Consider the following 21,246-nt stretch of genomic DNA (forward strand, 5'->3'; position numbering starts at 1 on the left):
CCCTCAGATCGGACGCGTGTCGTCGCGGTCGACGGCGCGTTTCTGCGGCGCCAGCAGCAAGATACTGATCACCGGCCACAGCAACGCTTCGACGAAGCTTGCCGCGAGCGGCCACCAGCCCGGGAACGCCGCGCCGGTCGCCAGACGAATGATGAATGGCACCACGTGGGCGAGCAGCAACAGCGGCAGCACGGTCAGCGCCTGACCGAGCAGCGTGAAGAACAGCACGCGGCGGTGAATCATGATCGCACCGTACGACAGCAGCGTGTATGCGAGGGCGTGTTCGCCGAGCAGGCCCGCGTTGTGCACGTCCATGAGCAACCCGACGAGAAACGCCACGCCCATGCCGACCTTGCGCGGCTGGTGGATGTTCCAGAACATCAGCACCAGTGCGACGAAGTCGGGCATGGCGGGGGCATGGCCCCACGGCATCAGGTTGACCAGAAACGCCACCACGAGACTGAGCGCGATGAAGTACGGATTGACCGGCAGCAGAATGTATTGCGGTCGTGGCATGTCGATTCCTCAATGACCCTTGCGGGCGCCCGGCGCGAGCTTCGGATCCGCGCGCGTGGCACCCTTCGGCGCGGGCTTGCCGCCGCTGGCAGACGGATCGGAGGCGCGCGCGAGATCGGCGGCGGCGTCCGGGTGCAGGGCGAGCGGGGTGGTGTATTGCAGCACCAGCACCTGACGCTGGCTGCGCAGATTGGCGACCGGCTGACACAGAATGCGCGCAAACGCCGTGTCGGACACGCGGTCGACCTTGGTGATACGGGCCACGGGCAGGCCGGCCGGGTAGATACCGTCCAGACCGCTGGTGGCGATTTCGTCGCCGACCTTCACGTCGGCCGACAGCGGGATGAAGCGCAGATCGAGCACGTCGCCGCGCAGCCCGCCGTAGATCACGCTGTGCACGCCGCTGCGGGTGACCTGCACCGGCACGGCCTGTTCCTTGTCGGTGAGCAGCGTGACCTCGCTTTGCAGCAGGAACACGCGCGAGACCTGACCGAGCAGGCCCTGTTCGGTCACGACAGGCGCGCCGAGCTTCACGCCGTGCTTGGTGCCGCGATCGATCACCACGCGCTGCGTGAACGGGTCGCGGGTGTCGTATTCGATTTCGGCGGGAATGCTGGGCACGGCCAGACGCTGACGCAGGTCGAGCATCTGACGCAGGTGTTCGTTCTCGGCGACCAGTTGATTGTTGCGCTGGGCCTGAACCGAGAGTTCGAGATTCTTTTCGCGCAGGGTGCGGTTCTCGCCGGTCAGTTGCGATTCGGTCGAGAAGAAGCCGGCGACACCCAGAATGGCATCGCGGGGCAACAGCATCATGCGTTGCACGGGATAGAGGGCGGTGCCGACGACAGCGCGAACCCGTTCCAGCGTGTTGTAGTGCGAGTCGACCACGAGCAGGCCGATGGCGAGCGCGACGAAACAGATCAGCCGGGCCAACGCCGACGGACCCTGTTTGAACAGTGGCGGCGGACTGTACTGCATGGTGGGCCCTTCAGGGGAGCACGCGCAGCGAAACGCTGCGGTGCGCGAGTGAGTTCAGTCGGGCGCGACGGAACGGCATGAGGTCTGGCTCCGTGCGCGTGGTCTTGCTGCGTGGCCGGTCATCCGGGGCGAGGTGTGGGGGGAAAGGTCCCACCGCGCCGGATGACGAACCACGCACGTTGGATTACTCGTAGGAGAAGATGCTGCCGAGCTTGTCCATGCGCTCGAGTGCCATGCCCGAGCCGCGCACCACGCAGGTGAGCGGGTCTTCGGCGACGAGCACCGGCAGGCCGGTCTCTTCGGCGAGCAGACGGTCGAGATCGCGCAGCAGCGCGCCGCCGCCCGTGAGCATCATGCCGCGCTCGGCAATGTCGGCACCCAGTTCCGGCGGGGTCTGTTCCAGGGCGATCTTCACCGACGACACGATCTGATTGAGCGGATCGGTCAGGGCTTCGAGGATTTCGTTGCTCGAAATGGTGAAGGCACGCGGAATCCCTTCCGAGAGGTTGCGGCCCTTGACTTCCATTTCCTTGACTTCCGAGCCCGGGAAGGCCGAGCCGATTTCCTTCTTGATCGCTTCGGCGGTCTGTTCGCCGATCAGCATGCCGTAGTTGCGGCGGATGTAGTTGACGATGGCTTCGTCGAACTTGTCGCCGCCCACGCGTACCGAACCCTTGTAGACGATACCGCCGAGCGAGATCACGCCCACTTCGGTCGTGCCGCCGCCGATGTCGACGACCATCGAGCCCGTGGCTTCCGAGACCGGCAGACCGGCGCCGATGGCAGCGGCCATCGGCTCTTCGATCAGGTACACCTGCGAGGCGCCGGCACCGTGTGCGGCTTCCTTGATGGCGCGGCGCTCGACCTGGGTCGAACCGCACGGCACGCAGATGATGATGCGCGGCGACGGCGAGAACAGACGCGACTCGTGAGCCATCTTGATGAACTGCTTGATCATCTGCTCGGTCACGGTGAAGTCGGCGATCACGCCGTCCTTCATCGGGCGGATCGCCTCGATGTTGCCCGGCACCTTGCCGAGCATCTGCTTGGCTTCCTTGCCGACGGCCTGAATCGTCTTCTTGCCGCTCGGGCCACCTTCCTGACGAATGGCGACTACCGACGGTTCGTCGAGAACGACGCCCTTGCCGCGCATGTAGATGAGGGTGTTGGCCGTGCCCAGGTCAATGGCCAGGTCGTTGGAGAAGTAGCTGCGAAGAAAACCGAACATGCAAAATCCTGTGTTTGCGTGAGGCCGTCCCAATGGATGTGACTGGGACGGCGGCCTGTCATCTGGGTTCCGGCCTGTTCGCAAAAAAATCGCCAGGCGCTACTTAGCGGCTCGCGAAACGTGCGGACAAACCGAGGAATGCTGTACCGGGCAGGAGGCGGGGCTGCCGTCATAAATCCGTCGCGTCAGGGTCTTCCGATGGACTGCGCAATCGTCTGTCGCGCCCCCCGGACTTGCCGTGGCCCGCCTGCGCGACAGCGTCGAAGGGTGCAAAAACACGCTCCGACGCAAATTTAATGCGCAATGATACCTTATAATTTCGCAGGTTTTGCAGGAAAAACGAGCACGTTGACACCACATTCGGTGCCCCCGGCACTCACGCCGGGAGCCTTGTGGCACGGCGTGCCGGCCCTGCTGCGCAGCCCGGTGCATGGAGCGAAACCGCAGACAAGTCGCTGCGCATTCGCACAGGTTCCGCATTCTGGCCCTAATATCGGCGTCATGTATGCATCCGGCTGCCCTCCAATGCGCAATTTTTCGGGATTTCTTCATGGCTTTGAATCTCTCAGACGTCAAACGCATCGCTCACCTCGCGCGTCTCGAGCTGGCCGATGACGAGGCGGCTCACATGGAAAAGGAGCTCAACGGCTTCTTCGCGCTCGTCGAGCAGATGCAATCGGTCGACACGACCGGCGTCGCGCCGCTGGCGCACCCGATCGAGCAAATCCAGGCGGTTGCCCAGCGCCTTCGCACCGACGCCGTGACCGAGGTGGTCGATCGCGAGAGCAATCAGCGTCCGGCCCCCGCCGTGCAGGACGGCCTCTATCTGGTACCGAAGGTCATCGAGTGAGTCCGGCGCGCGGCCCGTGCCTTGCCGGGCGCGTATCCCGCCACGCCAAGCCTCATTCCCTCATGCGCTACCCAGTACAGCAGCCACCATGGAACAAGATCTGATTCATTTGCAGGATTTGCGCGCCGCGCTCGACGCCAAGCGCGTCTCGAGCGTCGAGCTCACGCAGCACTATCTGGACCGCATCGCCGGTGCGGCCGACCTGAACGCCTTCGTCCATGTCGACGCCGAGGCGAGCCTCGCGCAGGCCCGTGCGGCCGATGCGCGCATTGCCGCGGGCGACGGTGCGAACCAGCCGCTGCTGGGCATCCCGGTCGCGCACAAGGACGTGTTCGTCACGCGCGGCTGGCACAGCACCGCTGGCTCGCGCATGCTCGAGAACTACACGAGCCCGTACGACGCGGCCGTGGTCGAGCGTCTCGCAGACGCCGGCATGGTCACGCTGGGCAAAACCAACATGGACGAGTTCGCCATGGGCTCGTCGAACGAAAACTCGCACTTCGGCCCGGTGAAGAACCCGTGGGACAAGCGCGCCGTGCCCGGCGGTTCGTCGGGTGGTTCGGCAGCCGCCGTCGCCGCGCGTCTCGCACCGGTGGCCACGGGCACCGACACCGGCGGCTCGATCCGTCAGCCGGCGGCGTTCTGCGGCGTGACCGGCATCAAGCCGACGTATGGCCGCGTGTCGCGCTACGGCATGATCGCGTTTGCCTCGTCGCTCGATCAGGGCGGCCCGTTCGGTCACAGCGCGGCCGACTGCGCCTGGATGCTCAACGGCATGGCAGGCTTCGACGCGCGTGATTCGACCAGCCTCGAGCGCGCCGATGAAAACTTCGCTCGCGGTCTGGGCAAGCCGCTCGACGGCGCCACGGCCGACAAGCCGCTGGCCGGTCTGCGCATCGGCCTGCCGGCCGAGTACTTCGGTGAAGGCCTCGACGCCGACGTGCGCGAAGCCATCGACGCCGCACTCGGCGAGTTCGAGAAGCTCGGCGCCGTGCGCGTGCCGGTGTCGCTGCCGAAGACGGAACTGTCGATCCCCGTGTACTACGTGCTGGCCCCGGCCGAAGCCTCGTCGAACCTGTCGCGTTTCGACGGCGTGCGTTACGGTCATCGCGCCGCCGAGTACCGCGATCTGCTCGACATGTACAAGAAGTCGCGTGCCGAGGGCTTCGGCACCGAAGTCAAACGCCGCATTCTCGTGGGCACGTACGTGCTCTCGCACGGCTACTACGACGCCTACTACCTGCAGGCCCAGAAGATCCGCCGCCTGATCGCGCAGGACTTCCAGAATGCGTTCGCCCAGTGCGACGTCATCATGGGGCCGGTGGCGCCGTCGGTGGCGTGGAACCTTGGCGAGAAGAGCGCCGATCCGGTGCAGATGTATCTGGCCGACATTTACACGCTGTCGGTGAGCCTGGCCGGTCTGCCGGGCATGAGCCTGCCGGTCGGCACGGGGCGCGACACGCGTCCGGTCGGCCTGCAGATGATCGGCAACTACTTCGACGAAGCCCGCCTGCTCCAAGTGGCCGACGCGTTCCAGCGCGCGACCGACTGGCACCAGCGCGCACCGTCGGGCGTCTGATCATGAGCGCCCCCCGCGTGTCGACGTCGCTCGAAAGCACCGGCTCCATCGGCCGTATCGGTGGACTGACCGGTTTTGCCTCGAAGGGGCTGGCGCTGGCGGGCATGGTGCTCACGCTGGCGTCGTGCTCGCTGCCGTTCGGGCGTCCGACGCCCATCGCCTACCGCGAAATCAATCTGTCGGGCTACTGCTCGCAGACGGACGAAGACGGTTTTCGCGAGCAGGCGACGCTCAAGGTGTCGGGCAATCAGGTGCAGGCGCTTGATTGGCGGCTGTGGGTCGGCAAGCGCGGGAGCTGCCACTTCAATCTGGCGGATTTCCACCAGACGCAGTGGAAGCCGAGCATCGAGCTGCGCGCGAACAGCGGGAGCTGCAAGCTGCTCATCTGGCAGGATCCGGGCAACGTGACCATCGGCCATGCCAACTGCGAGGCATATTGCACGCCGGGCATTTACGAGAACGCGTGGCCGGTGAGCTTCGATCCGCGCTCGGGGATTTGCGCGTCGGATACGCGCCGGTAATCGGCGGTCATCGGCGGCAATCGACGGCCATCGACGGCCGTCGCAGGGATTGGGCGGAAGTCGGACGGGGCGCACAGGAGTCTGTCGCGCCATCGGCACGAACCGAAAGTACAGGCCGGAATGTCGCCCAAGGGGGCGGCCGGCAGTAACGGCAGGGCGAATACGCCGTGCCGACAAGTTGAGACAGGGTGAACCTTATGCAATGGGAAGTCGTTATTGGTCTGGAGACGCACGCACAGCTCTCCACTGCTTCCAAGATTTTCTCGGGCGCATCGACGCAGTTCGGCGCGGCCCCCAACACGCAGGCCTGCCCGGTGGATCTGGCGTTGCCTGGCGTGCTGCCGGTGCTTAATCGCGGCGCCGTGGAGCGTGCGATCGAGTTCGGCCTGGCCATTGGCGCCACGATCGCGCCGCGCAGCATCTTCGCGCGCAAGAATTACTTCTATCCCGATCTGCCCAAGGGCTACCAGATCAGCCAGTACGAGATTCCGGTGGTGCAGGGCGGCTCGCTGAAGATCCAGGTCGAGGCCGACGCCCGCACCGGCCGTGAGGCCTACGAAAAGGTCGTCACGCTCACGCGTGCGCACCTCGAGGAAGACGCCGGCAAGTCGCTGCACGAAGACTTCGCGGGCATGACCGGCATCGACCTGAACCGCGCCGGCACGCCGTTGCTCGAGATCGTGACGGAGCCCGACATGCGCAGTGCCGCCGAGGCCGTGGCCTACGCCAAGGCGCTGCATGGTCTGGTGGTGTGGCTCGGCATCTGCGACGGCAACATGCAGGAAGGTTCGTTCCGTTGCGACGCGAACGTCTCGGTGCGTCCGGTGGGTCAGAAGGAATTCGGCACGCGTGCCGAAATCAAGAACCTGAACTCGTTCCGCTTCCTCGAAGAGGCGATCCACTACGAAGTGCGTCGTCAGATCGAACTGATCGAAGACGGTGGCCAGGTGGTGCAGGAAACGCGTCTGTACGATCCGGACAAGAAGGAAACGCGTTCGATGCGCAGCAAGGAAGACGCGCACGACTACCGCTACTTCCCTGACCCGGACCTGATGCCGCTCGTGATCGACAGCGACTGGGTCGAACGCGTGCGCAGTGCGCTGCCCGAGCTGCCCGCCGGCATGCAGGCGCGTTTCGTCGAGGCCTATGGCCTGTCCGACTACGACGCTGCCGTGCTCACGCAGTCGAAGGCGCAGGCCGGGTACTTCGAGGCTGTGGTCGCGAAGGCAGGCAAGGCGAGCGCCAAGCCGGCCGCGAACTGGATCATGGGCGAGCTTTCGTCGCTGCTCAATCGCGAAGACATCGCCATCGACGCGAGCCCGGTCTCGAGCGCCCAACTGGCCGGTCTGCTCGCCCGTATCGCCGACAACACGATCTCCAACAAGATCGCCAAGGAAGTCTTCCAGTTGATGTGGGAAGAACGTGCCACCGACGACGGCGCGGCGGACCGCATCATCGAGGCGAAGGGCCTCAAGCAGATCACCGATACCGGCGCGATCGAGAAGATCATCGACGAAGTGCTGGCCGCCAACGCCAAGTCCGTCGAGGAATTCCGTGCGGGCAAGGAGAAGGCGTTCAACGCGCTGGTCGGCCAGGCGATGAAGGCCACGAAGGGCAAGGCCAATCCTGCGCAGGTCAACGAACTGCTCAAGAAGAAGCTCGGCGCCTGAGCCGGCCACACAAGTGGGCTACATAAGTCGGGCCGATAGGCGAAAAAGCCCGACGCTCCCGGGCGGTGCATCCGTGCGCTGACTGGCCGGGGCGACGGAAACAAGGCGCGGTTGCCATGACGGCACCGCGCTTTTTTTTCGTGCTTCGCAAAGTGCGCGATACTGCCGGTTAGCCGTTTGGCGTGTCATGAGGAATTGGCGATGTTCGAGAAATACCGCGTACCGCTTGGCAAGAAGCTCGACCTGTCGACATTCGACCCGGGCGAGAAACCGTTCTCCGGCGACACCAAGGACGACGACAAGGCGCGCATGGCCGAGTTGGGCGCGAAGCTCGACGAGCTTCAGACGATCCTGCACGCCAACAGCAAGCATCGCGTGCTGCTGGTATTGCAGGGCATGGACACCAGCGGCAAGGACGGCACCATTCGCGCCGTCTTCCAGAACGTCGATCCGCTCGGTATCCGCGTGGCCAACTTCAAGTCGCCTACGCCCATCGAGCTGGCGCGCGATTTCCTCTGGCGTGTCCACATGGTCGTGCCGGCAGCGGGCGAACTGGCGATCTTCAACCGCAGCCATTACGAAGACGTGCTCATCACGCGCGTGCACGACTGGATCGATGCCAGCGAGTGCAAACGCCGTTTCGATCACATCAATGAATTCGAGCGCCTGCTGGCCGACAACCACACGCACATCATCAAGTGCTTCCTGTACATCTCGGCCGAGGAGCAGCGCAAGCGTTTGCAGGAGCGCATCGACGATCCGAACAAGCACTGGAAGTTCGAGATGAACGATATCAAGGAGCGCAGCTTCTGGCCGCAGTACACCAAGGCGTACGAGGCGGCTTTATCGGCCACCTCGACGGAATATGCGCCGTGGTATATCGTGCCTTCCGACTCAAAACGCCACCGTAATCTGATGGTGGCAGAGTTGCTGGTGCAGGCGCTCACCGAGCTGAAACTTAGTTTTCCGCCGCCCAGGCCCGAGCTGACGGGCATGAAGGTGGAATAAACCGGTGACGTTGCACCGCAGCAAACGACACATTGGCAGGACGTAACCGGCCGGAGCCTCTCCGGCCGTTTTGACAGAAGAAACAGACGCCGCCGGGCGAACGGGGGTTTGCCGGGGAGCGGGCGTCGCATGGGGAACGGGGAAGAAGATGAGTGACGAGAACGCCCACCGGTCGTTGCCGGAGGACGCGGCTGCCCGCGGGCAGGCGACACAGCAACAGCGCACAACACCGTCCGGCACACACGACGCCGGTGGCAAGCCTCCGGGCAAGGCGGGCGGACCGCGCTCACGCCGTTGGCTGGTGGCTGTGCTGGCCGTCGTGGTGGCGCTTGGCGCCGGGGCCTGGCTGCGTTCGCGCGGCGCCGAGAAGCCCGCCCGCGCGGCGGCATCGCCGTCCGTCACGGTGGCCACGGTCGAGGTGCGCGACGTGCCCGTTCGGCTCATCGCCAACGGCACGGTCACGGCGCGTCAGACCATCGAGGTGCGTCCGCAGATTTCCAGCACGATTCGTCAGGTCCACATCAAGGAAGGCGATTTCGTCAAAGCCGGGCAGTTGCTGTTCTCGCTCGACGCCCGCATGGACGAGGCCAACCTCAAGAAGGTGCAGGCGCAACTGACCAAGGACGAAGCCGATCTGGCCAACGCCCGCCGCACGCTTGCGCGCACCAAACAACTGATCGCCGAACACTTCGTCTCGCAGAGCGCGCTCGACACGGCGCAGAGCAGCGTGGACAGCCTCTCGGCGCAGGTCGCCGCGGATCGTGCCGCCATCTCGGCCAGCCAGGTTGCCGTCGACTACAACCAGATTCGTGCGGGCATCGACGGGCGCACCGGCGCGATCAACGTGCATCCGGGCAGTCTCGTCACGCCGGGCGGGGCGGCGCTCGTGAGCATCACCCAGCTCGATCCCATCGACATCAGTTTCACCCTGCCCGAGGGCGCCCTCGCCGAATTGCAGGCCGCGCGTGCGGGCGGTCCGGTCAGTGTGACGGCCACCCTCGGCACCACTGGCATGACCGCCACGGGGCAACTCAGCTTCATCGACAACGCGGTGGACTCGCAGACCGGCACCATCCGGCTCAAAGCGGCGTACGACAACCGCGATGCCAGATTGTGGCCGGGCATGTACCTGAACGTGGCCGTGATCGGTCGTGTACTCAAGCAGGCAAGCGTGGTGCCGCCGCAGGCGGTGCAGACCGGCCCGGACGGGAAATTCGTCTACGTGATCGGCGCCGACGGCAAGGTCAGCGCCAAGCCGGTGACGGTCGGTTATGTGGAAGCGAAGCTCGCGGTCGTCGACGGCGTGGCGGCAGGTGCGCGCGTGGTGCAGGAGGGCGCGGAAAACCTGCGTCCGGGCAACAAGGTGACGATCGTGGCGTCGCGTGACGGTGGCCAGGGCGCTCAGGCCGCTCAGGCCGGTGAAGGCGGCGCTACGGCCGCCGCAGGGAAGGCGCAATGAACCTCTCCGAACTGTGTATCCGCCGGCCGGTCATGACGATCCTGCTGTGCGTGGCAGCTGTCGTCGCGGGCCTGATCGCGTACGGCCAGATTCCGATCTCCGCGCTGCCCAGCTATAACTCGCCGGTCATTCAGGTCACGGCGACGCTGCCGGGGGCGAGTCCGGAGACGATGGCCGCGTCGGTGGCCGCGCCGATGGAGAAGCAGTTCTCGACCATTGCAGGCGTGGCGGTCATCAGCTCGACCAATACGCAGGGCACCACGTCGATCATCATCGAGTTCGACAGCGACCGCGATATCGACGCAGCGGCCGTCGACGTGCAGGCGGCGCTCTTCCGTGCGCAGCGCAAGCTGCCGGTGGAGATGACCACGCCGCCGTCGTATCGCAAGGTGAATCCGGCCGATGCGCCGATCCTGTTCCTCGCGATGAATTCGCCGTCGATGTCGCTGGCCGAACTCGACGACTACGCGGAAAACCTGGTGTCGCCCACGCTCTCCACGCTGCCCGGCGTGGCGCAGGTGCTGATCTTCGGGCAGAAGCGCTTCGCCGTGCGCGTGAAGGCGCGCCCCGATGCACTCGCTGCGCGCAAGCTCACGCTCGACGACGTGGCGCGGGCACTGGCCTCGGCCAACGCCAACAGCCCCGTGGGCACGCTCGACGGCAACCGCCAGACGCTGACCATCGAGGCCAACCGTCAGATGACGAAGGCCGACCAGTTTGCCAATCTCATCATCGCCAGCGTGAACGGCAGCCCCGTGTACCTGCGCGACGTGGCCGAAGTGCAGGACAGCGTCGAGTCGGTCAAGACCGGCAGCTGGGTCAACGGCGAGCGCTCCATCGTGCTCGCGGTGTTGCGTCAGCCGAACGCCAACACGGTGGCGACCGTCGACCAGGTCAAGGCGGCGCTGCCGCGTCTGGCGGAACAGATGCCGCAGTCGATTCAGGTCAAGCTGCTCAATGACCGCTCGGTCTCGATTCGCGAATCCATCGACGACGTGCAGTTCACGCTCGGCCTGACGGTGATTCTCGTCACGCTGGTGATCTTCCTGTTCCTGCGGCGCCTCGCGGCCACGCTGATTCCGGTGATGTCGCTGCCGGTGTCACTGATCGGCACCGTCGCGCTCATGAAGGGCATGGGGTATTCGATCGACAACATCTCGCTGCTGGGCATCACGCTCGCGGTGGGGTTGGTCGTGGACGACGCGATCGTGATGCTCGAGAACATCGTGCGTCACATCGAGAACGGTGTGCCGCCGTTGCGCGCCGCGCTGGTCGGTTCGCGCGAGATGGGCTTCACGATCCTGTCGATTTCGATCTCGCTCGTGGCGGTGTTCATCCCGATCTTCTTCATGCCGGGCGTGATCGGCCTGATGTTCCACGAATTTGCCGTAGTGGTGTCGCTGGCGATTCTGGTGTCGGCCGCTGTCTCGCTCACACTGATTCCGATGCTGTGCAGCCGTTATCTCAAGCACGAGCAGGACGAAGGCATCGGGCTGCGCGCCACACAGTGGTTCGAAGACGGCTTCGTGTGGGTGCAGAACGCCTACGTGCGTAGCGTCGACTGGTGCCTCGAGCATCGCAAGTGGGTGATGGGCGCTGCCGCCGCGACGTTCGTGGCCACCGGCGTGCTGTTCGCCACGATTCCGAAGGGCTTCTTCCCGAGCGAGGACATCGGGCAGGTGCAGGTGACGGCGGAAGGCGCGCAGGATATTTCGTTTACCGCGATGTCGGCGCTGCTTCGCCGCGCGGGCGACATCATCCGCGCGAATCCGGCGGTGGAGACCGTGATCGTGTCGGCCAACGACAGCAATCAGGGCCGCATGTTCATCAACCTCAAGCCGCATGGTCAGCGTCCGCACATGAGCGAGGTGCTCGAAGAGCTGCGGCACGACGTCAAGCAGGTGCCGGGCCTGAACGTGTACTTCAACCCGGTGCAGAACCTGCAACTGGGCGGCAAGCAGAGCAAGAGCCGGTACCAGTATGTGATGCAGAGCGTGAAGCCGGGCGAGATGCAGATGTGGTCCGACCGGCTGATGAACCTGATGCGTGCCGATCCGATCTTCCGAGACGTGACCACCGACGCGCAGATGAAGGGGTTGCAGGCGCAGCTCACCATCGACCGTGACAAGGCGAACACGCTGGGTGTGGCGATCGGCGACATTCGCAGCGCGTTGTACAGCGCGTTCGGCGAACGCCAGGTGTCGACGATCTACACGCCGAGCGACAGCTACCAGGTGATTCTGCAGGCGACCGACAACGACCGTCGCGACGAGGGGGCGTTCGACAAGATCTACGTGCGCGGCAAGGGCGGTGCGCTGGTGCCGCTGTCCGCCGTGGCGACGGTCGCGCGCAAGATGGGACCCGTTTCGGTGAACCACCAGGGCCAGTTGCAGGCGGTGACGCTGTCGTTCAACCTGGCGCCGGGCGCGGCACTGGGCGATGCGTCGCAGAAGATCGTGGGCTTCCAGCATCAACTGGGATTCCCGCCGAGCATCATCACGAGTTGGGGCGGCGACGCGGCGGCGTTCCAGAAATCGCAGTCGAGTCAGGTTGTGCTGCTCGTGGGCGCGCTGCTCGTGATCTATGTGCTGCTGGGCGTGCTCTATGAGAGCTACATCCATCCGCTCACGATTCTCGCGGGCCTGCCGTCGGCGGCGGTCGGGGCGCTCATCACGCTGCGTCTGTTCGGCATGGATCTGTCGCTCATCGCCGTGATCGGCATTCTGATGCTGATCGGTATCGTGAAGAAGAACGCGATCATGATGATCGACTTCGCGCTCGACGCGCAGCGAAACGGCGGCATGACACCGGCCGAGGCGATTCGACAGGCCTGTGCGTTGCGCTTCCGGCCGATCATGATGACGACGCTCGCGGCCCTCATGGGGGCGCTGCCGATCGCGCTCGGCCTTGGCGCCGGTGCGGAACTGCGGCAGCCCCTCGGTCTGGCGGTCGTGGGCGGCCTGCTGTTCTCGCAGGTCATCACGCTCTACATCACGCCGGTGATCTATCTCTATCTCGACCGCTTCGCCGGCAAGGGGCCACTCGTGCTGCCCGGCGACAAGGCGGCGAACGATGCGGGCGATCGTGGTACGGCCGGCGACGGCGATCACGACGCCCACGGCACCGCGCGCGCCGACCTGCGCCAGACGGGTCACGCGCACTAAGCACTGCGTTTTCACTGGTGTGACACGCGGCATTCGGAAACGAATGCCGCGTGTCACCGATCCCTCCGGTAGTTGTCTCGCGACGCGACGACCCCGATCGCGCGCCGCTTCACGCCACGCTCTGTGGCTTGTGAAATCGCTTAATTCCTTTCTTATTCGCGTGCCTTAGCGGGTCCTCGGCTTGCGTCTAGTCCCATTCCGAAATTTTCTTGAGCGCGCCGCGCGGCGTCGTGGTGTCCGAACGCTTGCGCGGATTGGGGGCAACGCGCGATTTGTCGGTGCTGATGTGACTGTCGTCGCGTGTCCGTCGGTATCGGAAATGGCACGTCAATGGGCGATTCCTCGCGTTCGGCGAATGTCAATTTGCGAAAAATGCGGGCCGCACGCGACAACGCGCCGGGCGACGTTCGGGCATAAATCGCCCCTGTCGTCGCGAGCGAGGTATCACGAAACGCGGCGTCGTTTCTTTCAACCTCTCAAAGCAAACGGACTGGAAATATGACCGCACGTACCAACGCGAACGCGATGACGCACCGCAAACCAACGATGATGGAACGCCTCCGGAATCGCCGTCAGCGCGGCGTAACGCTCGTGGAACTCTCTGTGGCGGTGGCCGTGATGGGGCTGATCATGGCTGGGGCGATGGTCGGGGTGCCACGTCTCATGAACAACGTGAAGCTCTCGCAGGAAATGAAGGACTGGCAGATGTCGGCGCTGGCAGTGCAGAACGGCGTGTCGTCTGGAATTCTGACGACCACGTCGACGGAGGACAACATCAAGGAGATGGCGATCGCCGAACCGTTCAACCGCACCGACGGCGGCGCACGGATGCTCAACCGCTTCGGCGGGGCGATCACCATCGCTCCGGTCGACGGGAAGGGCTATCCGTCGAGTGGCGTGAAGGTCAAGTCGCTCGGTTACCCGAGTGCACAGTGCGAGGAATTCTCGGCCAAGATGATCGGCCTTTTCGCCACGCTCGACATTAACGGCACGTCGATCAAGAAGGGCGAGAAGATCGACAAGACGCAGATCGTCGATGCGTGCAAGAAAAGCAAAAGCGGCGACGACGTCACCCAGGCGGAGCTGGATTTCACCATCGCCGGATGAGAAGGATGGCCGGGGACCTGACATGGAGGCGCACAGATCATGACTCTCTCTTGCACGCGTATCGGCATGTTCCTCGTGGCGCTGTGCGGCGGTGTCACCGCGGCGCAGGCCTCGGTAGTGGGTGAAACGACACCGTTCGCGCCATCGCCCAATGCGACCTGGACGTTGGCGAGCCATAAGCCGCTCATGCAGTCCACGCTGTCCCCCCAAACAACACCGCCCACGCAGGAGGCAAGCGCTGCATCCGACGTGGGAGCGGAGGGCGAGGACATGCGTCGGGTAACGACGCAGCAGGCATACGAAGCGAATGCGGACGATCTGGTTTCGGAGACGGTCGACGCGCCCGCGTTGCAGGTGACACCCGCCCCGGCCCTCGAGCCGGGACTCGAACTCGCGCTCACGCCGACGGACGGGCGCGTTTCGCAGGCCGTTCGTCGCTACGCGGAACGGCATGGCTGGCAACTCGCCTGGGAGATCGAGCGCGATTTTCCGATCGAGTATCCGGCGACGTTTCGCGGCGACTTCCTCGGCATCGTCGAGCAGATCGTGCACTCGCTGCAGAGCACCGACGCGCCGATTCGCGTGAAGGTGTACGCCGCCAACCGTGTGCTGCGCGTTGTTCACGCCACGCAATGACAAGCACCGCGCCTGGCGCGCGGCCCATGACAATGGATGCGGGATTTCAATGAGAAAGCGACTCGGCGTGTTGTGCGCCATCACGTTACTGACGGCATGCGGCACGCCGGGCATGTTGTCGAAGACCGACGAGAACGTTACCGAGACCCGCGCCAGCGCCCAGGCGTCGCTCGAGACGCATTCGGCGCCGCCGATTCGCGCCATCGAACACGTCGACGGTGCGTGGTTGTCGAGAAAGTCGGTTGCCGTGAACGCAACGGTCGCACTGCCCGAATTCTTCCAGCGCAACGTGCGCTTTTCCACCGGGACACCGCTGCCCATGTCGGTGCTGCTTGCGCAGGTGGCGCGCGGCAACGGACTGACCGTGCGCATCGCGTCGGACGTCGCTTGCGAGGGCGGGGCATCGCGCAACGGCGACGGTGGCCCGGACGGGCGGCGGGGACCGGGCGGAGTCGGTCGCGGTACTTCCGTGTTTCAGATCAACTGCTCGGCGTCGGGCGAGCCGGCGGTGCCGCTCCAATACAACGGCCCGCTTGCCGGTTTGCTCGACGCCATTGCGCAACGTTCGGGGACTCACTGGACCTATCGCGACGGCGTGGTGCATTTCGCGCGCTACGTCACGCAAACGTTCCAGATCAAGATGATGCCGGGCAGCTCGTCGTACACGGCATCGGTCGGCAAGGCCTCGAAGATGAAGGCCGACCGGGGTGCGTCGGGCGGTAGCGGCGGAAGCTCGTCCGGCGGGGTCGATCTGAGTTTCAACGCCGACGCGAACGTCAGTGTGGAGTCGGAACTCGACTACTGGAGAGACCTCGTGAAGACGGTGGGCGACATGCTCTCGCCGGGCGGGCGCGTCACACCGTCGGTCGTCACCAGCTCGCTGGTCGTGACCGACACGGCCGATGTCATGGCGCGCGTTGCGCGCTACATCGAATCGGAAAACGCAGTGCTCGGACGTCAGGTCAAGTTGCGGGTGCAGGTGTACTCCGTCGACCTGACGGAACGCTCGGCCGCCGGCATCGACTGGAATCTCGTGTATCAGTCTGCGAGCGGTCTGGTGGCGAAGCTGGGCGGCCCCGCGCTGAGCGGCGCGCTGATGGGCGACCGCGGCGGCCTGAGCGTGACGAAGATTCCGAACGGGCGCCTCGCCGGTTCCACTGCCTTCTTCAAGGCGCTCAGCCAGCAGGGCCGCGTGAGCACGGTCATCGACACCACGGTCGTGACGCTGAACAACCAGCCCGCGCCGGTGGCGGTCACGCAGAACCAGGGGTTCGTCGCGCAAACCAAGATGACGCCGGGCAACTACGGCGGGCAGGCGATCGTGACGGCCGAGCAATCGGTGCTGACCACGGGCTTCGTCATGAACCTGCTGCCCACGCTCATGGACAACCGGAGCGTGATGCTGCAAGTGCAGATCGACATGTCCGATCTCAAGAAGCTGGAGAAGATCAATCTGCGCACCGGCAAGGAGTCGGACAGCGGCGGCGATGGCAAGCCGAGCGTGAACGTGAACACCGGCGACGGCAAGGGACCCCAGGTCGACGTCGACGGTGGCAAGGGCGACGATCGCGATCGCAGCGACGACGGGTTGGGCATCGGCACGTTCATGCAGCTGCCGCTTACGGCGTCGTTGCAGACCATGCAGCGCGCGTCGCTCAAGTCGGGCGACACGCTGGTGCTCAGTGGCTTCCGTCGCAAGGACAACAGCACCGATCGCGACGGCATCTACGCCTACGAAGGCGGGACGAAAGAGGCGCACCAGCGCGTGAACGAGGTCGTCATTCTGATCTCGCCAGAACTGACCGAGGGCGTGTGAGATGGCGCGCGTACTGTCCAATCACCTCGTTGTCGGCGCGCAGTGGGAGACGCTCATCGGCCTGCAGAAGGAGATGACGGAGATCCGCAGTCTGGCGCGCAGTCGCGACGCCTCGCACTTCGCCGTCACCGACGACGGGGCGGGCACGCGCACGGTGGGTCTGGCGGCCGGTTTGGGTGCCTCGCCCGCCGATACACCCGCCTGCTACGCGCTGGCCGCGCTACTGGGCGCCTTCGTCGACGCGCCTAACGTCGCCTTCCTCCACCCTGATCCCGACGATCCGGCGATGGCGTTGTTCGTCACGTTGCGCGATCACCGTCCCGAACTCGATTTGAGCGTACCCGCGTCGGCATTGCGGGAGCGTCTGGAGCAGTGGTGCGCCGAGATCGACGGGCCGGTGAAGCGGGTCGGCGTGATGCGCATGGACCTGCCGCATGCGGACGTCGTGCTCACGCTCGACGACATTGCGGCATCGCTCAGGCAGGACCCGTCCAACGCGCAAGCGACCCGGGAGGCGCTCGAGCAGGCGCGTATCAAGCTCGTGCGCAAGGCGCTCCCGGCGCGTGAGCTCAAGATCGCCGCAGGGCTGGTCGTGGCACTCGCCGTCGTGGGCGGTGGGCTCTGGTGGGGATGGTCGTGGTACGACAGTGCACAGCAGGCCAAGCTTGCGGCCGCCAACCGCGTCGATCCGATTGTTGCCTACCAGCGGGCGCTTGCGCGGGCCATCGCGGCGGAACCATTCTCCACGGGCGCTTCGTACGCGCGGCACGTGCAGCGTGTGGTACAGCGACTGCCGGTGAACGCCGGCGGCTGGCGGCCCGTCACGATCGACTGCAAGGCAAAGCGTTGCGACATCGCGTGGCAGCGCCAGGAGGGGGGCACGTTCGATCTGCTGCTTTCGCAGCGTCCGAACGCGCAGATCGTCGATCTGGATCATGCGCGCGAGGTGCTCATGCTGACGGATGAGGTGTCGAGTGCTTCTGCCGCGACTAGCGCGACTACTGCGACTACTGCGACTACCACGCCGCCGCACGCGGACCCGCGCGACAGCGCAGCAGGAAGCGATGCCGAGTCCCCCGAAGAGGCAGCCGACGCGCGCGTCGCGCCGGTGCCGCGCAATCAATTCCTGCGCACGGCGGGGGCGCGTCTGCAGGCGTTGGGCGATTACGGCATGGACATCGCGCTGTCGATGCCTTCGCCGCTGGTGCCGCTACCGCCGGACGCCGCATCGCGCAACGACATTCCGCCAGCCGTCTCGAAAGGGGAGTGGAAGATTGCCGGGCATCTGGCCTTCTTCGACTCGGTCGCCGGGCTGATGATGCGCGCGGGCAACATGTCGCTCACCGAGTTGAAGGTCGCCATCGACGACGGCAAGCCTGTCTTCTCCGCACAAGGAACCTACTATGTTCACTAAGGCGTTTCGCACGCTCCGTGTGGCGCATTGGGTCGCACCGCTGGCATTGGCGGCAACTGCGTCCGCCAATGCCGAAGAGACCATCGACGCGTTTGCGCGGGCACACCTCAAGGCATCGCAGGCCGCCATCCAGGGCGCTCCGGCCACGTCCAACGCGCAGGACGACGCCCCGCCGCGCCCGGAAGTGCCCCCCGAGCTGCTCTACATTTACAGCGTGGAGAACGCGACGGTCGCCCATCTGCGCGTGGACGGTCGCTATGGCCGCAATGTGACGAAGGGCGACAAGGTCGGCGAATGGCAGATCGTGGCGATCGGCGACGACTTCGTCGACGTGCGCCGTGGTGCGCGTCGGCAACGTTTGCTGCTGCCCAGTGCGTTCGGTGCGGCACCTGTCCCGGTGCAGACGACGGACGAGCGGTCCTATGGCAACGCTCGCTGAACGGGTTCGCGCCACGCTGCTGCGCCTGGGCACACGCACCGGTGCGCGTGTGGTGGCGCGCCCCATCACCGATCTGCACGAGGCCGATCTCCAGACCTTCGGCTGGCGCCAGGATCTCGGCATCACGCTGGCAGGGGCCGAGCACGGCTCGCTGGTGCTCGTGGCGATGAAGCCGCGTCTCTACCTGTTGTTGCTGGAGCACACCACGTTCGTGCGCACACAAGGTTCCGATCTGCTGGCACGTTTCGATCAGGCGGTACGCGCGAGACATCGTCTCGACCTGGAAGGCATCTATGTCGGCACGACGGAAGAGATCCTGCTCATGCAGTCGCGTCTGCAGCAGCAGGGCGACGGCGGTGACCGTTCCGACGAACGGCGTACCGGCACGTATCGCAACTTCGATCTCATCATCGAGCGTGCCATCGACGCCGGCGCCTCGGACATCCACTTCGAGTTCCGCGACGACAGCAAGGTGCGCGTGCGCATGCGCATTCACGGCAAGCTGCGCATGACCGGCGACAGCGACCGTCTGGCGCGCGACTATCACGCCATGCTCGACGCCGTCTCGGCAGCCTACAACTCCCGCGCCGATCCGAGCAGTCGCAGTCACAACCATTTCGACGAAGCGCAACATCAGAGCTGCTCGATTCCACTGACGTTGCGCCAGCGCAAGTACCAGCTGCGCTTTCAGAGCGTGAAGGAGAACCGCGGCGTGGACGTGGTGCTGCGCCTGCTCGTGAACGAAGCGATGGAAGGCGACGTGCTCACGCTCTCGCAACTCGGCTATTCCGACGATCAGGTCGAGATGCTCGAAGACGCGGTACATCGTAGCCCGGGGCTGACCGTCATCGCGGGCGAGACCGGCTCGGGGAAGTCGACGACGCTGCGCACGCTGATGACCTACGAGCGCGACTCCGGCAAGAAATTCTTCTCCATCGAAGACCCGGTCGAGTACATCCAGCCGCATATGACGCAGATTCCGATTCAGCGACGCGCAGAAGACGGCTTCGGAGAATCGGCATTCGGTGCCGCAGCGAAGGTACTGCTGCGCGGCGACCCGGACAAGCTCATGCCGGGGGAAATTCGCGATGCCGAGACTGGCTCCTTCGCCAAGTCGATGACGGAGACCGGGCATCAGGTGCTGTCGACCGTGCACGCGTCGAGCGCGTTCGGTATCGTGACGCGACTGGTCAGCGACGAGATCGGCATGCCGCTCGCCGCAGTGACCGCTCCGAATTTCCTGACGGCCATCGTCTACCAGAAGCTCATTCCGGTACTGTGCGAGCACTGCAAGCGTGCCGCCGCCGAGGTGCTCGACGCGGCCGCCCTGACGGTGATCGGCTCGCTGGGCATCGACCCGACAATTGTGCGCGTGGAAGGCCCCGGATGCGAGCGCTGTCACGGGCGTGGCACGCGCGGGCAGACGGTCGTGGCGGAAGTGTGCGAGCTCACCGACGAGTTGCTCGACCTGCTGCGCGACGCCCATTTCTGGGAAGCGGAGCGGCAATGGCGCACCTCTCACGACGGCGATCTCAGTAGCCCGAACATGACCGGCAAGTCCGCGATGGAGCATGCGATGTACAAGATGTCGCAAGGGCTCGTCGATCCGCGCGACATCGAGGCCGCGTTCTGCAAGCTCAAGAAATTCCATTCCCGTCTGTCGGCGTCGCCCAACACACTCACGCCCCGGCGGCTCGCCAGCGTTTGACGCGCCGGCCCGACGTTCATCGCCCTCGCCGGGATTCGTCTGACCTTCTTCACAACGGCCCATGATCGAAGCAGCCAACCGACTTCTCGCCAATCTCACGCGCGGCCGCGATCCCTATCCGGGACTATCGAAAGCGAAGCGGCGATTCCGCAAGCATCGCGCCAAGTTCTACAGCGATTTCGCCGACGCGATCGACGACGGCGCCAACCCGTTCGAGTTGTTCTCGCGCCGCTATGCGCGCGCGAAGGAGCGGCGCAATCCGATGGCACCGCTCTATGCCGTGTGGCGCGACAGGGCGAGTTCGAAGAACCTGCAGAAGTCCTGGGCCGGCACCATTCCCGAGGAGGATCTCGTGGTCATCGCGGCCGGAGAGAAGGGCGATCTGGCGGGCACGCTGCGCTTTCTCGCGCGCGTGGTCACGCTCCAGCAGCAGACGCGTGCCGCGATTGCGGGCGCGGTCGCGTTGCCCATTTTCATGTCGGTGCTGCTCGCGGCGATTCAGTTGGGCGTGGCCTACGGCATGATGCCGATCATGACCGAGATCATGCCGCCGGAGCAGTTCCCGCTCGTCGGCGCGGGCCTTTATGCGATGTCGGGCTTCGTGGCGAATTGGTGGCCGTTGCTCTATGGCGTGCCCGCGGTGCTCGTGGTGCTGATGTCGCTCTCGTTCAGCCGGTGGACGGGGCCGCTGCGTCAGCGCTTCGATGCCTTCGGTCCCTACGCGGTGTTTCGCGACGTGCGGGCGGGCGAGTTTCTCGTCGCCCTCGCCGCGCTCACCGGCGCGAAGACTTCCGTGTTCGACGCCGTCTCGGTCTTGCTGACGCGAGCGTCGCCCTGGCTGCGATGGCATCTGCTGCGCATGCGCGCGTCGCTCAAGAGCGACCGGAGCATGATCAAGGCGATGGACACGGGGCTCTTCAACGAAGACGTGTTCGATCGACTCGTCGAGTACTCGGGCCGCACCAACTTCGATGCCGGCATTCGCAAGATCGGGCTGATGACCATCGAAGAAGTCGCGGAAAGAATCAAGTCGCGTTCGGCAGCGCTGCGCTCGGTGCTCCTCGCCCTTGTGGGTCTGACCATCATCTTCACCGTGGGCGGCATGTTGCAGATCGGTCACGCCGCGGGCGAGTATGCCCAGTCGATGTTCTGA

General features: G+C 65.1%; 17 protein-coding genes. 14 read left to right on the forward strand and 3 right to left on the reverse strand.

Annotation, left to right across the window (positions count from 1 at the left end):
* Nucleotides 1–3 precede the first annotated feature (3 nt).
* The 3 genes from mreD to ABWO90_RS18555 all read right to left on the reverse strand — a co-directional run bounded on the left by mreD (nt 4) and on the right by ABWO90_RS18555 (nt 2,722).
* On the reverse strand, nt 4–516 hold the full coding sequence (gene mreD / locus ABWO90_RS18545) for a rod shape-determining protein MreD (protein WP_058376794.1): 513 nt from the start codon (nt 514–516) through the stop codon (nt 4–6).
* A gap of 9 nt (nt 517–525) precedes the next feature.
* A complete protein-coding gene (gene mreC, locus ABWO90_RS18550; RefSeq protein WP_353192700.1) occupies nt 526–1,494 on the reverse strand; it encodes a rod shape-determining protein MreC in 969 nt (322 codons plus the stop codon).
* Between the two features lie 184 nt (nt 1,495–1,678).
* The gene (locus ABWO90_RS18555) at nt 1,679–2,722 is read right to left on the reverse strand and encodes a rod shape-determining protein (protein WP_010805637.1); all 1,044 of its coding nucleotides are present in this window, start codon (nt 2,720–2,722) and stop codon (nt 1,679–1,681) included.
* A 550-nt stretch (nt 2,723–3,272) separates the two neighbouring features.
* Between ABWO90_RS18555 and gatC the strand changes: the two genes are divergently transcribed.
* The 14 genes from gatC (at nt 3,273) to ABWO90_RS18625 (ending at nt 21,246) form a co-directional block, all read left to right on the forward strand.
* Entirely contained in the window at nt 3,273–3,572 is a 300-nt protein-coding gene (gatC, locus tag ABWO90_RS18560) for an Asp-tRNA(Asn)/Glu-tRNA(Gln) amidotransferase subunit GatC (RefSeq protein ID WP_353192701.1), read from the forward strand.
* Between the two features lie 88 nt (nt 3,573–3,660).
* A complete protein-coding gene (gatA, locus tag ABWO90_RS18565; protein ID WP_353192702.1) occupies nt 3,661–5,151 on the forward strand; it encodes an Asp-tRNA(Asn)/Glu-tRNA(Gln) amidotransferase subunit GatA in 1,491 nt (496 codons plus the stop codon).
* A 104-nt stretch (nt 5,152–5,255) separates the two neighbouring features.
* Complete coding sequence (locus ABWO90_RS18570; protein WP_353192765.1) at nt 5,256–5,672, forward strand: hypothetical protein; 417 nt, start codon at nt 5,256–5,258, stop codon at nt 5,670–5,672.
* Nucleotides 5,673–5,869: 197 nt separating this feature from the next.
* Complete coding sequence (gatB, locus tag ABWO90_RS18575) at nt 5,870–7,342, forward strand: Asp-tRNA(Asn)/Glu-tRNA(Gln) amidotransferase subunit GatB (RefSeq protein ID WP_353192766.1); 1,473 nt, start codon at nt 5,870–5,872, stop codon at nt 7,340–7,342.
* Between the two features lie 201 nt (nt 7,343–7,543).
* A complete protein-coding gene (locus tag ABWO90_RS18580; RefSeq protein WP_353192703.1) occupies nt 7,544–8,350 on the forward strand; it encodes a polyphosphate kinase 2 family protein in 807 nt (268 codons plus the stop codon).
* A 148-nt stretch (nt 8,351–8,498) separates the two neighbouring features.
* A complete protein-coding gene (locus ABWO90_RS18585; protein WP_353192704.1) occupies nt 8,499–9,809 on the forward strand; it encodes an efflux RND transporter periplasmic adaptor subunit in 1,311 nt (436 codons plus the stop codon).
* Nucleotides 9,806–12,973 (forward strand): efflux RND transporter permease subunit, encoded by a 3,168-nt coding sequence (locus tag ABWO90_RS18590; protein ID WP_353192705.1) that lies wholly within the window; start codon nt 9,806–9,808, stop codon nt 12,971–12,973. The genes ABWO90_RS18585 and ABWO90_RS18590 overlap by 4 nt, the downstream gene beginning before the upstream one ends.
* 498 nt (nt 12,974–13,471) lie before the next feature.
* Entirely contained in the window at nt 13,472–14,080 is a 609-nt protein-coding gene (locus ABWO90_RS18595; RefSeq protein WP_353192706.1) for a type II secretion system protein, read from the forward strand.
* 39 nt (nt 14,081–14,119) lie between these two features.
* Entirely contained in the window at nt 14,120–14,716 is a 597-nt protein-coding gene (locus ABWO90_RS18600; RefSeq protein WP_353192707.1) for a toxin co-regulated pilus biosynthesis Q family protein, read from the forward strand.
* A 49-nt stretch (nt 14,717–14,765) separates the two neighbouring features.
* Entirely contained in the window at nt 14,766–16,532 is a 1,767-nt protein-coding gene (locus ABWO90_RS18605) for a secretin GspD/PilQ domain-containing protein (protein WP_353192708.1), read from the forward strand.
* A gap of 1 nt (nt 16,533) precedes the next feature.
* Nucleotides 16,534–17,946 (forward strand): type 4b pilus protein PilO2, encoded by a 1,413-nt coding sequence (gene pilO2, locus ABWO90_RS18610; RefSeq protein ID WP_353192709.1) that lies wholly within the window; start codon nt 16,534–16,536, stop codon nt 17,944–17,946.
* On the forward strand, nt 17,936–18,385 hold the full coding sequence (locus ABWO90_RS18615; protein WP_353192710.1) for a hypothetical protein: 450 nt from the start codon (nt 17,936–17,938) through the stop codon (nt 18,383–18,385). The genes pilO2 and ABWO90_RS18615 overlap by 11 nt, the downstream gene beginning before the upstream one ends.
* Nucleotides 18,369–20,093, forward strand: a complete 1,725-nt coding sequence (locus tag ABWO90_RS18620) for a GspE/PulE family protein (protein ID WP_353192711.1) — start codon at nt 18,369–18,371, stop codon at nt 20,091–20,093. Before ABWO90_RS18615 ends, ABWO90_RS18620 begins: the two co-directional genes overlap by 17 nt.
* A 61-nt stretch (nt 20,094–20,154) precedes the next feature.
* Nucleotides 20,155–21,246 (forward strand): hypothetical protein, encoded by a 1,092-nt coding sequence (locus tag ABWO90_RS18625; RefSeq protein WP_353192712.1) that lies wholly within the window; start codon nt 20,155–20,157, stop codon nt 21,244–21,246.

It is taken from the genome of Pandoraea pnomenusa (genome assembly GCF_040391475.1).
In the GTDB taxonomy this organism is placed as follows: Bacteria; Pseudomonadota; Gammaproteobacteria; order Burkholderiales; family Burkholderiaceae; genus Pandoraea; species Pandoraea pnomenusa_C.